At 34.4% G+C, this 13,658-nt stretch carries 8 protein-coding genes; 6 read left to right on the forward strand and 2 right to left on the reverse strand.

What is annotated here, in order from left to right; translation table 11 throughout:
* Positions 1-37 precede the first annotated feature (37 nt).
* The 3 genes from FJOH_RS24390 (at position 38) to purL (ending at position 6,570) form a co-directional block, all read left to right on the forward strand.
* A complete protein-coding gene (locus tag FJOH_RS24390) occupies positions 38-601 on the forward strand; it encodes a hypothetical protein (RefSeq protein ID WP_012026687.1) in 564 nt (187 codons plus the stop codon).
* 181 nt (positions 602-782) lie between these two features.
* Positions 783-2,627: an endonuclease gene (locus tag FJOH_RS24395; RefSeq protein ID WP_012026688.1), complete on the forward strand. Its 1,845-nt coding sequence runs from the start codon at positions 783-785 to the stop codon at positions 2,625-2,627.
* A 289-nt stretch (positions 2,628-2,916) separates the two neighbouring features.
* Positions 2,917-6,570 carry a phosphoribosylformylglycinamidine synthase gene (gene purL / locus FJOH_RS24400; protein ID WP_012026689.1) on the forward strand — a complete coding sequence of 1,218 codons (3,654 nt, stop codon included), beginning with the start codon at positions 2,917-2,919 and terminating at the stop codon, positions 6,568-6,570.
* 216 nt (positions 6,571-6,786) lie between these two features.
* Here the strand turns inward: purL and FJOH_RS24405 are convergent, their stop codons facing one another.
* Positions 6,787-7,071: a hypothetical protein gene (locus FJOH_RS24405; RefSeq protein ID WP_012026690.1), complete on the reverse strand. Its 285-nt coding sequence runs from the start codon at positions 7,069-7,071 to the stop codon at positions 6,787-6,789.
* 234 nt (positions 7,072-7,305) lie between these two features.
* On the opposite strand from FJOH_RS24405, the gene FJOH_RS24410 reads away from it, so the two are divergent.
* The 3 genes from FJOH_RS24410 (at position 7,306) to FJOH_RS24420 (ending at position 12,249) form a co-directional block, all read left to right on the forward strand.
* Entirely contained in the window at positions 7,306-9,717 is a 2,412-nt protein-coding gene (locus FJOH_RS24410) for a TonB-dependent receptor domain-containing protein (protein WP_012026691.1), read from the forward strand.
* Between the two features lie 144 nt (positions 9,718-9,861).
* Complete coding sequence (locus FJOH_RS24415) at positions 9,862-10,293, forward strand: hypothetical protein (protein WP_012026692.1); 432 nt, start codon at positions 9,862-9,864, stop codon at positions 10,291-10,293.
* A 177-nt stretch (positions 10,294-10,470) separates the two neighbouring features.
* Positions 10,471-12,249, forward strand: coding sequence for an AMP-dependent synthetase/ligase (locus FJOH_RS24420; RefSeq protein ID WP_012026693.1), 1,779 nt, complete (start codon positions 10,471-10,473; stop codon positions 12,247-12,249).
* A 96-nt stretch (positions 12,250-12,345) separates the two neighbouring features.
* Here FJOH_RS24420 and FJOH_RS24425 read toward each other — a convergent pair whose 3' ends face one another.
* Positions 12,346-13,611 (reverse strand): hypothetical protein, encoded by a 1,266-nt coding sequence (locus FJOH_RS24425; RefSeq protein ID WP_012026694.1) that lies wholly within the window; start codon positions 13,609-13,611, stop codon positions 12,346-12,348.
* Positions 13,612-13,658: the final 47 nt, after the last annotated feature.

A 13,658-nucleotide genomic window follows, 5' to 3' on the forward strand; every position in this document is an offset into this window, starting at 1 on the left:
TATAAGTGTTATTAATAACTTTAAATACAAAAACAAAATGCAAGAAAAAATAATAATCGCTTATGGCCTAAACTGCATTGATAATCATGAGTATTTTTTCGAAAATGCTCCCAAATCTATATTTTGTAATGAATGTGAATGCTGTATAGATTTTTCTTATTTGCCAACTGATTTTAAAATAAGAAATAAAGCAGACTATAGCGCAACATATGATCGTAGATTAATTTCTTCTTTGAAATTCAAAGATTTTATAGAAGAGTTAAACTTTAATGTCGATTTTCTTTCACTGAACAAAGACAGTTCACTTTTTTTAATGAAACCTTTGGAAATTTTAGAATTTTCTGCATGGAAACGAGGAAGATTTTGTGACAAATGCAACCAATATAATGATCAGGTAGTTCCTGAACCAGATTTTTTTTATAAAACGGGAAAAATAATTGAAGAAGGAATATTTTCAACCAGTGTAGGTTTCGGAAGTGGAAAAGAAATATACCCAAATATTATTCTTGGAATAGAAACTGCTCAAATAATCAAAGAGGCTGTCAAAAAATATAAATTTAGAGGTTTATCTATAAATGAAATAACAAGTTTAAAAATTTAGGATTGTAAATAATTCTTATAACTATTCTACAAATTAAACAGTAAGAAAATATATCAAAAATTAAACATTGCTTAACGCGGTGTATTCATAAAAGTAGTAGATTTGCTACAATACATTTTTAAAATTCTAATATTCAGATTTTTAAAAACATCTAAAACAACCAAATCTTAAACTATTGACTATGAAAAAAAACTACTTTTTGCTGGTATTACTGTTTTCTATTATTGGTTTTTCTCAAATTCCTTCTGGTTATTACAATACTGCAACCGGAACAGGTTATACTTTAAAAACACAATTGTATAATATTATTAAAGACCACACCAATAATGGTTATGCAGGATTATATACAACTTATTTAACATCTGACGTTGATAATTTTTACGAAAACGACGGAACTATTCTGGATATGTATTCTGAAAATCCATCCGGAACAGACCCTTACAATTATACAACCGGAACAACTCAAAGATGCGGCAATTATTCTGCCGAAGGCGATTGCTACAATAGAGAACATATAATTCCTCAGTCGGTTTTTAACGAACAGTCACCAATGGTTGCCGATGCACATTTTATTACACCAACCGACGGAAAAGTAAACGGAATGCGTTCTAATTATCCGCACGGAACTGTAAACTCCGCAACTTATACTTCTCAAAATGGAAGTAAACTAGGCTCAAGCAGCGTATCCGGATATTCAGGAACCGTTTTTGAGCCCATCAATGCTTTTAAAGGCGATATTGCCCGAATGTATTTTTATTTTGCAACACGTTACGAAAACACAGTTGCCGGATATTCTTATGCTATGTTTAATGGTTCAAGCAATCAGGTTTTTACAACTGCTTTCTTAAATATGCTTTTGGCGTGGCACGCACAAGATCCTGTAAGTGCCAGAGAAATTGCCAGAAATAATGCTATTTATGCTCGTCAAAACAACAGAAATCCGTTTATCGATCATCCGGAATATGTAAACCAAATCTGGGGCGGAACATCTTCTACAGATACACAGGCTCCTACTGCTCCAACGAGTTTAGCCTCAACTTCAAAAACAGCGGTTTCAATTTCACTTTCGTGGAACGCTTCTACAGATAATGTAGCCGTTACAGGTTATGATGTTTATGCAAACAGTGCTTACAAAACAACTGTTTCGGGCACAACAGCAACCATTACAGGTTTAACAGCTTCTACAGCTTATTCTATTTATGTAAAAGCAAAAGATGCAGCCGGAAATGCTTCTGCGTCAAGCAATACTATTTCGGTTACAACCAACAGCAGCGGAACTGGAACTGCAACAGACCTGCTTTTCTCTGAATACATTGAAGGTTCAGGAAATAACAAAGCCCTTGAAATTGCAAACAATACCGGAAGTTCTGTTAGTTTGTCTGCTTACACCATTAAAAAACAAACAAACGGAGCTGGTTCGTGGAGTACAGGATTGGCTTTAACAGGAACATTAGCAACAGGAAGTAAATTTGTAATAGTAAACAGTTCAATGTCATCAAGCTGTTTCCCCACTAGTTCTGCCAATATTTCGACAACAGCAACAGAATTAACTTTCAATGGAAACGATGCTGTAGGTTTATTTAAAAACGGAGTTTTAATTGACATCATAGGAACTTTTAACGGCGGAACTGCAAATTTTGCAGCAGATGTAACTTTAAGAAGAAAATCGACTGTAACTTCTCCAAGCACAACTTTTAACTTAAGTGCCCAATGGGATTCGTTTTCACAAGATACCTGCAATAATTTAGGAAGCAAAATGGCCAGACCAATCGAAGAAGAAGTTGTTGAAACTTCAGATGAGATTGTGATTTTCCCTAATCCTTCAGATGGAAATTTTAATATTGGTTTAAACAATTTTAATTTTCCTTACAGCTTAGAAATATTCTCTTTTACAGGGCAAAAAGTTTTTGAAAAACAAAATGCTTCAGATTCTATAATCTCTGTAAGTTATCTTCCAAGCGGAATTTATATTGTTAAAATCGAAAAGGATTCAAAAACTACTATTAAAAAGATCATAATCAATTAATTTTTTTCACGCAGATTCGGCAGATATGGCAGATTAAGAAATCTTAATAAATATATTGACACAGATTTATTGATAACTCTATTACATTAAATCTGCTCAATCTGCTGCATCTGCGTGAAACAAAAAAACTTTGCGTCTTAGCGCCTTTGCGGGATTAAATACAAAATCCTTAAAATTCAATCGCATTTCAGAGCAATTTCATTTTTTTCAAAAGAGTTTGTTATCAAATTTGCGCTTGCTATTTATTTACATTAAATTTGCAGCTCAATACAACAAACTACACATCACAATGATCCATTTCTTTGAAAACCAAAGCAAAACTGTTTTTGCCGTACAAACGCAAAACGAAATTTCAGCTCAAGACATTTCAAAATTAAACTGGCTTTTTGCCGACGCAAATAAGATCGAAAAATCCGCACTGACGGGTTTTTTTGTTGGTCCCCGTGCCACTATGATCACACCGTGGAGCACAAATGCTGTAGAAATCACTCAAAATATGGGTGTTCCGGGCATTATCAGAATTGAAGAATTTCATCCGGCAACGGAAGATTTCAATGATTTTGACCCAATGCTTTCTCAAAAATTCAACGAATTAGATCAGGAAATCTTCACGATTAACATTCAGCCGGAACCAATTCTGGAAATTGATGATATTGCTGCTTACAACAAAGTTGAAGGTTTAGCTTTAAGCGAAGAAGAAGTTGAATACTTAAACAATCTTGCTGCTAAACTAGGAAGAAAATTAACTGATTCTGAAATTTTCGCCTTCTCTCAGGCAAACTCAGAACACTGTCGTCACAAAATCTTCAACGGAACTTTTGTTATTGACGGTGAAGAAAAAGAGACTTCTCTTTTTAAATTAATCAAAAAAACATCTCAGGAAAACCCTAACGATATTGTTTCTGCTTACAAAGACAACGTTGCTTTTGTAAAAGGACCAAAAGTGCAGCAATTTGCACCAAAATCGGCAGATAAACCTGATTTTTACGAAATAAAAGAATTTGATTCGGTAATCTCATTAAAAGCCGAAACACACAATTTCCCAACAACAGTTGAACCTTTCAACGGAGCTGCAACAGGTTCTGGAGGAGAAATTCGTGACCGTCTTGCAGGTGGTCAAGGTTCACTGCCATTAGCAGGAACTGCAGTTTATATGACATCTTATTCTCGTTTGAACGATGACAGAAAATGGGAAAATGCAGTTGAAGAAAGAAAATGGTTGTACCAAACTCCAATGGATATTTTGATCAAAGCTTCAAACGGAGCTTCTGATTTTGGAAATAAATTTGGACAACCGCTTATTACAGGTTCAGTTTTAACTTTCGAACATTCAGAAAACGACCGTAAAATTGGTTACGATAAAGTAATCATGCAGGCAGGTGGAATTGGATACGGAAAACTAGATCAATCAATCAAAAAGAAACCACAAGAAGGCGATAAAATCGTAATTCTTGGAGGTGAAAACTATAGAATTGGAATGGGTGGTGCTGCAGTTTCTTCTGCAGATACAGGAGCTTTCGGTTCAGGAATCGAATTAAATGCCATTCAGCGTTCAAACCCTGAAATGCAAAAACGTGCTGCTAACGCGATTCGCGGTTTGGTAGAAAGCGACAATAACCCAATTGTTTCTATTCACGATCACGGAGCTGGAGGACACTTAAACTGTCTTTCAGAATTGGTTGAAGAAACTGGAGGTTTAATCGATTTAGACAAATTACCAGTTGGAGATCCTACTCTTTCTGCAAAAGAAATCATTGGTAACGAATCTCAGGAAAGAATGGGATTGGTTATTGGTCAAAAAGATATTGATACGCTGCAAAGAATTGCCGACAGAGAGCGTTCGCCAATGTATCAGGTTGGAGATGTAACGGGAGATCACCGTTTTACTTTCCAATCACAGTCAAATGGTTCAAAACCGATGGATTATGCTTTAGAAGATTTCTTCGGAAGTTCTCCAAAAACGGTTATGACAGACAAAACGGTTGACAGAAAATATGCTGATGTTGGATACAACGCAGGAGATTTCGAATCATATTTAAAAGACGTTTTACGTTTAGAAGCGGTTGCTTCAAAAGACTGGTTGACAAACAAAGTTGACCGTTGTGTTGGAGGAAAAGTTGCTAAACAGCAAAATGCAGGTCCGTTACAATTGCCTTTGAATAACGTTGGAGTTATGGCTCTGGATTATTTAGGCAAAGAAGGTATTGCAACTTCTATTGGTCACGCTCCTATCGCAGCTTTAATTGATCCGGTTGCAGGATCTAGAAATGCTATTGCAGAATCGTTATCAAACTTAGTTTGGGCGCCAATCATCAATGGTTTAAAAGGAGTTTCATTATCTGCAAACTGGATGTGGGCTTGTAAAAACGAAGGTGAAGATGCTCGTTTATACGATGCAGTACAAGGTTGTTCAGATTTCGCAATTGAATTAGGAATCAATATTCCAACAGGAAAAGATTCTCTTTCAATGAAACAAAAATATCCAAACGATGAAGTAATTGCACCGGGAACTGTTATTATTTCAGCTGCCGGAAACTGTACAGATATTAGAAAAGTAGTTGAACCAGTTTTACAGAAAAACGGAGATTCAATTTACTATATCAATTTGTCTCAGGATGATTTCAAACTTGGAGGTTCATCTTTTGCACAAATCAGAAACACAATCGGAAACGAAACGTCTACCATTAAAGATTCGGCTTTCTTTAAAAATGCATTTAATACCATTCAGGAATTAATTGGTGAAAACCAAATTTTAGCAGGTCACGATATTGGAAGCGGTGGTTTAATTACTACTTTATTAGAATTGTGTTTTGCTGATATAAATCTTGGAGCTAAAATTGATTTCAGTGCTTTCGCAGAAAAAGATTTATTAAAAATCCTATTCGCTGAAAATATCGGAATTGTATTCCAGGCTAAATCTGATGCAGCTGTTGAAGCTAAATTAAACGCAAACAACATCGAATTTTTCAAATTAGGAAAAGCGACAACTACCGAGACTTTAGACCTTGGACCTTGGACTTTAGACATAAAAGCTTACAGAGATGTTTGGTTCGAAACTTCTTATTTATTAGATCAAAAACAATCTAAAAACGGAAGAGCTCAGGCACGTTTTGAAAACTATAAAAATCAGGTTTTAAACTATACTTTCCCTGCACATTTTACAGGAAAGAAACCAGAAATCGACAATTCTAAACCAAGACCAAAAGCGGCTATTATTCGTGAAAAAGGAAGTAATTCTGAGCGTGAAATGGCAAATGCAATGTACTTGGCAGGTTTTGATGTAAAAGACGTCCACATGACCGATTTAATTTCGGGTCGTGAAACGCTTGAAGATATTCAGTTTATCGGAGCAGTTGGAGGATTCTCTAACTCAGATGTTTTAGGTTCTGCTAAAGGCTGGGCCGGAGCTTTCTTATACAACGAAAAAGCAAAAACAGCTTTAGATAATTTCTTTAAAAGAGAAGATACTTTATCAGTTGGAATCTGTAACGGATGCCAGTTGTTTATGGAATTAGAAGTAATTAACCCAGAACATGAAGTTCACGGAAAAATGCTTCATAACGAAAGCCAGAAACACGAAAGTATCTTTACATCAGTAAAAGTTCAGGAAAATAACTCTGTTATGTTATCGACATTGGCTGGAAGTACTTTAGGAGTTTGGGTTTCTCACGGAGAAGGTAAATTCAAATTGCCTTATGCAGAAGACCAATACAACATTGTTTCTAAATATGCTTACGAAGGTTATCCTGCAAACCCAAATGGTTCTGACTACAACACGGCAATGATGTGTGATAAAACAGGAAGACATTTGGTTATGATGCCTCATATTGAGCGTTCTACTTTCCAATGGAACTGGGCGCATTATCCAAAAGACAGAAATGACGAGGTTTCTCCTTGGCATGAAGCTTTTGTTAACGCCAGAAAATGGATTGAGAAAAACTAAAAATATATTTTTACTAAAGCGCCCGAAACTATCGGGCGTTTTTTTTTAGCCGCAGATTACACAGATTAGCACAGATTTTTTCTGAATAAAAAAGAAATCATTTTAATCTGTGGCAATAAAAAAACAGCTCGTAAAAATTCGTGTAATTTATAGCCGACAAAATATTTCATTCTAAAAAAAATGCCCCGACGCTATCCCTAAGTCGAAGCATTTTTTCTAATTTCTAAAAGAAGAAGCAATACCTGTTATAACATTTGAAGCTCCAAATGCAAACAGCCCTGAAGCAACTGCATTTTGGCCTGCAAAAAATTGATTTTCTGTGATGGCATTGCTAAAGAATAATCCGCCTGCAGCTCCTGCTACAAGTCCAATTCCAATTAAGGCAACAGTCCACCAAGGTTCCGGATCCGGAGGTGGCGGCGGGTTTTTCCAAAAACGTCTCCACCAGCCTGGGTATTTGGTTCCGCACCAGCCCATTGCTAAAAATAAAGCAGTTTCCATAATTTCATGATTTGATTTGCGCCTACTCTTTTGCTTTTCGGCTTCCGCATTTGATTGAGGTAAAATTAGAATAAGCCAAATTTGGTTTCATAAGGTAAACTACTGTTTTTGAAAGGGGAAAAAGCCTGTTTTTTTTCTTCATTAATTATACTCTAATTGACATATAAGAATAGCTTAATGATATCTTAAGGCAGTTTTTGAGGCTTCATTTAACATGATAGATAACTTTGCTGCATGGAAAAATGGAAACAAAATTTAATCGCCGCAATTCTCTTATTTGCTATAAGCCAATACTCATTTAGTCAAAAAACAAATTCTGTTACCGGAACTATTTCAGACGGTAAAACTCCTCTTGAATTTGTCGATGTAGTTTTAAAACCTCTTACAGATACTACAAAAACAGCAGCGTATGCTGTTACAGATTCGTCAGGAAAATTTGTTCTTGAAAATATCAACTCAGCAGAATATATTTTAAAATTTCGTTTAATTGGTTTCAAATCAAATAGTCAGAAAATAAAATATACAGGAACTCCTATTTCGCTTGGAAATATTGTTTTGCAGGAAGATGCCAATCTTCTTAATACGGTAGTTGTAAATTCTCAGAAAAAGCAGATTCAAAAAACAAACGAAGGTTTTGTTTTTAATGCCGTTTCTAATATATCACAAACCGGCGGCACTGCAATTGATATGCTCAAAAATATCCCAACTGTTGCTGTTGATGCAGACGATGCTATTTCACTTAGAGGAAAAACACCTTTAATTTTAATTAATGGAAAAAATTCTGCTGTTACAAATATGAATCAGATTCCGGCAAGCAGTATCGAAAGTATCGAAATCATTACAAGTCCAACAGCAAAATATGATGCCAATGCCGAAAGTGGAATCATCAATATTAAATTAAAGAAAAACAACTTAAACGGATTAAACGGTGCGGCTGTTCTGGGCGGCGGATTTGGAGCAAAAGGAAGAATGAACAGCTCTGTACTTTTAAACAATAAAACCGATAAATGGAATATTGGTCTTGCGTATGATAATCGTTTTGCCGGAAGAACCAAGAGTATTAAAGGTGAAAGAACGAATTACTTCATTGATGATGAACATTTTATTAATCAGAGCAGAAGTGATGAAAGAACTGAAGGTCTGCAGAATTTAAAACTGAACGTTGATTTTTCACCAAATGACAGAAATACTATTTCTTTTGAAGCACTTGGAAACATGGAAAGTCAGGATAATGATGAAACCTTAAAAACAGATATTCTCAATAGTTCTAATCAGTTTTACTCTAGTAATAAACGTCATTCCCTGGAATTAGAACGTTCTAAAGCTGCAGAATTTGCTTTTAATTACGATCGAAAGTTTTCTGATGACAGAAAAAGTTTAACTGCAAGTATTACCACCTCATACAATTTCCACAGAGAAAATACCGATATCGACACAGATAATTATGATAAAAATTATGCACCAATTGGCGATACTTTTTGGCAGCGAACACATAATTATGAAAAAGAAAATATTTCGAATGCAATTGTAAACTATGCTTTTACTATTTCAGAAAAATCTATAATTGAAACCGGATATAAAGGAACTTTTAGACTTTTTAATTCAGATTTTCAAAGTGCAGACCTTATAAATGGTGAGTATGTGGTAAATCCGATGGTGAGTAATATTTTTGATTTTAATGAGCAGATAAATGCCGTTTATGTACTTTGGAATTCGTATTCAGGTTCTAAGGAAAATCAAAAATGGAAATACAATTTAGGACTTCGTGCAGAAAATGTTTCTAACAATGGGGCAACACAAAACAATAGTGATCATTTTAGCAATGATTATTTAAAAATTTTCCCTTCCGGATCTGTACAATTGAATTTAAAATCTGATGAATTTTTAAAATTTGGTTACAGTAAACGTATTAATCGTCCGGATTTAGATGATTTAAATCCTTTTATTGATATTACAGACGCTTTGAATCCGCATGGAGGAAATCCATATTTAAAGCCTGAAATTATATATATTGTAGAATTAAGCTACAATAAAGACTGGGACAAATATTCTCTTTCCGGAAATGCTTTTTACAGAAATGCCAATAATACGATTAGACAATACGGTGTTCTTCAAGATAACGGAGTGATTTTATTGCAGCCACAAAACATTGGAAATACAGTTACGTACGGACTTGAAACTATTTTCAGCTTTAAGCCAATTTCTTTCTACGATGGAAATATTAGTTTAACGGCTTTTCAGCAAAATATTAATGCCGGTAATTTACCGCAATCAGAAGATGTTGTGAGCAGTGCTTTTAGCTGGTACGGAAAAATCATTAATAATTTTACGCCTTGGAAAGGCGGTAAACTTCAGGTAATAGGCAACTATAATTCTGCTGTGGCAACTGCTCAGGGAAAAAGAATTCCAATTTATAATGTAGACATGGGATTCCAGCAGAAATTAGGAAAAAGCAATGCCAGATTAGGTCTTGTTGTAACCGATATGTTCAACACTTTAGAAAGCGGTTATAAAAACAATACTCTGCTATTTAGAAACAACAGAACTTCTAAATCTGATACCCGTGCTCTTATGCTTACTTTTGCTTATACCTTCAGATCTGATTTTAAAGAAAAGCTGTTAGAAAATCAGTTTTCTACAGAATAAATAATCTCAAAAAACTAAAACTTAAAAAAACAGCATTCTTAATATTTCAGATTCGTCTTTCTATTAAAATTTAAACTATATTAGCCTCGAAAAATCTGCCGCTGATTTTTCTGTAAACGCCAAAAACACTTAAACCTACATAGAATGAAATCTGTACATGTATTCCTTGCTGCCTTATTTTTTATTGCTGTAAAATCATATTCGCAAGTTGAAGTAAACCAAATTACCCATAATTCTAAAGAACGATATATTACTACTACAATTGGTTTTCCGGTTCAGGGAACTTATGCCCCTATTGGAATGAAAGAACCTGTTACGGTTTTAAATCCAGATGGCACCGGTTTTATCCAGGCAGATGATTTAAGCAAGAAAAAAATCAATTGGGGAATTGAATGCTCTGAAGAAGGTGTTGCTATTTTTAAAGAAGGTTTTAACAGCAAATCTTATACTTTTTGGTACAGACCAAACGACAGCAATGAATGGTACTATTCTCAATTCTCTATTCATTTTGCCAAGAAAAAAATGTTTTTAATGGGTGAAAGAGTAAAAGCTTACGAAGATTACAACGTACAGTAGGCTTTTAAAAACGGCTTCAAATTAAATTTTTCTTGATTTTTTTGAAATTTTACGAGAAAAAAGAAAACGTTTTCGTTGATTTTTAATAGTCTCTATAAATTTTCCCATAAAATTCCATAAAATAAAAAATCATACCTAAATTTTATTTAATTTGCAGTAAAATTCAATATATTAAACATGGTTTCAATCACACGCCTTTTTGATTTTCCCTATTATCAACAAGAAACTTACAACCTCCCAGTTGCTCTGGCAAACAAAAAAAACGGAGTCTGGGAAAAAACATCCACCGAGGAATATATTGCAAAAGCTAATGCCGTTTCGAGAGCATTATTGCGCATGGGCGTTCAAAAAGATGATAAAATTGCTTTAATAAGTTCTAATAACCGTACCGAATGGAATATAATGGATATTGGTATTTTGCAGACTGGTGCGCAAAATGTTCCAATTTATCCAACAATTGCAGAGGAAGATTACGAATATATTTTAAATCACAGCGGCAGTATTTATTGCTTTGTTTCTGATGACGAAGTTTTACAAAAAGTAAATGCAATTAAAGCCAATGTGCCTACTTTGAAAGAAGTTTATTCTTTTAATGAAATTCCTGGATGCAAACACTGGTCAGATCTTCTTTTGGCCGGCGAAGACGAAAGCAATCAAAGCGAAGTTGAGGCCAGAAAAGACAGCATCCACACAGATGATTTAGCTACAATTATTTATACTTCCGGAACTACAGGAAGACCTAAGGGCGTTATGCTTTCTCATAAAAATATCGTTTCAAATGTTCTGGACAGTGCTCCAAGAATTCCATTTGATCCGGGAAAAAGCACTGCTTTGAGCTTTCTGCCAATCTGCCATATTTTTGAAAGAATGATTTTATACATTTATCAATATTATGGAGTTTCGGTTTATTTTGGAGAATCTATTGATAAAATCAGCGATAACTTAAAAGAAGTTCGTCCAACTGTAATTACAGCTGTACCACGACTTTTAGAAAAAGTTTACGATAAAATTTACGCAAAAGGGACTGAATTAACAGGTATCAAGAAAAAACTTTTTTTCTGGGCTATTGATTTAGGCTTAAAATATGAACCATACGGAGCAAATGGCTTTTGGTATGAATTTCAATTGAAAATCGCCCGCAAACTTATTTTCAGTAAATGGAAAGAAGGTTTAGGAGGAAAATTAGACTTGATGGTTTCCGGAAGTGCCGCTTTACAGCCGCGCTTATCAAGAGTTTTTGCTGCTGCAGAAATCCCGGTTATGGAAGGATATGGTTTAACAGAAACTTCTCCCGTAATTGCCGTTAACGATCAAAGAAACAGAGGATTTAAAATTGGAACCGTTGGAAAACCAATCCGCAATGTTGAAGTTAAAATTGCCGAAGACGGAGAAATTTTATTAAAAGGTCCAAACGTAATGCTGGGTTATTATAAAGATCCTGAAAAAACTGCAGAAGCTGTTATTGACGGGTATTTCCATACAGGCGATATTGGAGAAATTGACAGTGAAGGTTTCTTAAAAATTACCGACCGTAAAAAAGAAATGTTTAAAACTTCAGGAGGTAAATATATTGCGCCGCAGATGATCGAAAATGCCATGAAACAATCTCGTTTTATTGAGCAGATTATGGTTATTGGCGAAGGTGAAAAAATGCCTGGAGCTTTTATTCAGCCAAACTTTGAATTTGTAAAAGAATGGGCAAAAATCCATAAAATTACTTTGGGAAGTTCTGATGCCGAAATTAGTTCAAATCCAGATGTTATTAAACGTATCGATGAAGAAGTAGAAAGCATCAACAAAAAATTCGGACACTGGGAACAAGTAAAACGCTTTGAATTAACACCAGATGTATGGTCTATCGATGGCGGACAGCTTACTCCTACTCTAAAATTGAAACGTAAAATCATTAAAGAAATCTACAAAGATCTTTACGCTAAAATCTATGATCATAATTAAATCAAAATAATATAACCAAACGAAAAAGGCTGTTCAATTGAACAGCCTTTTTTAATACAGGTAATATGGATACTAAAAACATCTTTTGATTAAAAATTACCATTTAATTCTAATTTTAGGCACTGCCTTCCTTACCGCTTTACTCACATTATCAGCAGCTCTATCAACTTCATTACTTATATTTCTTATTGTTTTTACTGCATCATGATTATAACCTGGGCCATTTGTAATATCGCTTACCGTATTATTCCATAATTTTGTAATATCATTATTTGGTCCAAATTTTACATTAAGGGCATCTCCAATTGCTTTAAGCCCTTTTACAATATCATTATTTTTACCAAAACATCCACTATCACCACCAACACCATTTGTAAAACATTTGTCTAGTTCTCTTGCCAGTAACTGCCCACCCGCACATCCGGCAAAAGTATAAGGTTCTCCTCCCGAAGCTGCAGCACATTGTAATATAATCTGAGTTTCTGCATTCATATTAAATTCTTGCAATCCATAGCACATAGCTGTTCCCATAAAACTAACATTACCTGATTTACTTTGCTGTTCCATACAGGCTAGTACCTTAGATACTGTTGGATCATTTACATAAGATGACATACACAATGGATATTTACTCCAATCACTTCCATAATTCGCATAGCATTCTGAAATTTTTTGAGCAATTTCTCTTTCTTTAGATCCTCCTAATTTTCCAAATAGACAAAGAGTTTGTTCTTCTGGCGTTTTAGAATCTCGAACACAATTTAAAATATCCAGTTCTCTTTTACCTGCCATATTTTGAATCATACACATAGTAAATTTTTCTCTATCAAGTCCTGTTGAAGGAGAAAAGGCATTTTGATAACATTCCTGCGCTTTGACTTCATTTGTAATCATAATATCCCCAAAAGATTTATTTTCATCTACAACTCCATCAGGAATTGGAGTAAAATTGCCTGGTGAAATCTCAACTCCAAAATTTTGATTATAACTGGGTGTATGGTAAACTGTATTATACGGATTTACAGGAACAAAACCTTCATAACGTCCCACTATATTAGCGCCCCTATATCGATTAATTTCTACTATATTTTTATCCCAAGCAACAAAATAAGCATTATCAATAGGATTTACAGCTGGTATCCTAAGATACATAAATCCCGAAGGGTCTCGTTGTACATAACCACTATTCATAGGATTCTCATTCTGTATAATGAATCCATTATCAAAAAGCACAAAGCTTTGCTGTCTTACATAATCATAAATTCTTCCCACCATGGTCTGGCTGATTCCTTTATACGAAATATTCATTAAAAAAATAAATACAAGAATTTTACTTACTGAATAATTTTTACAACTTTTCATGATATCGTTTTTTAGGTTTACTTAATAGTATTTTTTGAAAACTCTCA

The sequence above is a fragment of the Flavobacterium johnsoniae UW101 genome, assembly GCF_000016645.1.
Lineage (GTDB): Bacteria > Bacteroidota > Bacteroidia > Flavobacteriales > Flavobacteriaceae > Flavobacterium > Flavobacterium johnsoniae.

Excerpts from the sequence above, each read along its gene's own strand:
- FJOH_RS24395 (WP_012026688.1), top strand. The coding sequence starts at position 783 with ATGAAAAAAAACTACTTTTTGCTGGTATTACTGTTTTCTATTATTGGT.
- purL (WP_012026689.1), top strand. The coding sequence starts at position 2,917 with ATGATCCATTTCTTTGAAAACCAAAGCAAAACTGTTTTTGCCGTACAA.
- FJOH_RS24390 (WP_012026687.1), top strand. The coding sequence starts at position 38 with ATGCAAGAAAAAATAATAATCGCTTATGGCCTAAACTGCATTGATAAT.
- FJOH_RS24410 (WP_012026691.1), top strand. The coding sequence starts at position 7,306 with ATGGAAAAATGGAAACAAAATTTAATCGCCGCAATTCTCTTATTTGCT.
- FJOH_RS24420 (WP_012026693.1), top strand. The coding sequence starts at position 10,471 with ATGGTTTCAATCACACGCCTTTTTGATTTTCCCTATTATCAACAAGAA.
- FJOH_RS24425 (WP_012026694.1), bottom strand. The coding sequence starts at position 13,611 with ATGAAAAGTTGTAAAAATTATTCAGTAAGTAAAATTCTTGTATTTATT.
- FJOH_RS24405 (WP_012026690.1), bottom strand. The coding sequence starts at position 7,071 with ATGGAAACTGCTTTATTTTTAGCAATGGGCTGGTGCGGAACCAAATAC.
- FJOH_RS24415 (WP_012026692.1), top strand. The coding sequence starts at position 9,862 with ATGAAATCTGTACATGTATTCCTTGCTGCCTTATTTTTTATTGCTGTA.